The 756-nt window shown below is 57.1% G+C and carries 1 protein-coding gene; it reads right to left on the reverse strand.

What is annotated here, in order from left to right:
- Window positions 1-756: transposase (locus GV832_RS22770; RefSeq protein WP_168776936.1), on the reverse strand; the 756-nt coding region annotated here is incomplete at both ends.

Here is a 756-nt window from a genome sequence, read left to right on the forward strand (position 1 = left end):
CGCGCTTCAAGGTCTTCAATCGGTTGATCTGGCCTTCGGCTTGACCATTGCTCCACTCCATTTCGATCGCATTCCTGACCGCATCAATGTCTCTGTTCAAGGTTCGGGCGAACCGCACGATGGGCGCCAGGTCCGTTTCGATCGCATCGTCGATCCAGGCGGGCAGCGGGTCTGCTTTTCGACCACGCAAGATGCCATTGAAACGCATGGCGAGGCGCCGCATTGTTGTGAAGGCAGGCGAGCCTTCCTTGAGAACTTCGACTTTTCTCGCCTGTTCCAAGGTGAATTTTCCTCTTGGTTTGATGCAGAGTGCTGCCGCGATAACCGGGGAAATCGCGTGCCCGGTTTCCGGGTCCCGGACCGGTGCAAGGATCTGATCTTCCTTGATGGGTCCCTCCTGTTCCTGTTTTTCGGCTCTGCGCCATCCGGCCAAGAGCCGCTGCAAGTTTGACAGGCTGCCCTCGTAACCACGTTCTTGGATCAAAGGGAGCAGTGCATTGCCGCTGCGAATACCGTTCTCCCAGCATTCCTTCAGGTACTCTTCAAAATACCATGCAGACGAGCGTTTGAGGACCGCGCGCTTTCGGTCCGGTGGCGTCTCGAACTGCAGCCATTTCGCGACGCTACGTCGGGGAAACCCCGTTCGCCGCCCGATCTCGCTGCACGTCAGCCCTTGCTGCCGAAGTGCCGAAATGGTCCTGAAAATCTCTTCTCGGGATTTGCGATGGGCAAGACGTGATTTCAGAAGGTTCTGAG

It is taken from the genome of Stagnihabitans tardus (assembly GCF_009925085.1).
GTDB classification, from domain to species: domain Bacteria; phylum Pseudomonadota; class Alphaproteobacteria; order Rhodobacterales; family Rhodobacteraceae; genus Stagnihabitans; species Stagnihabitans tardus.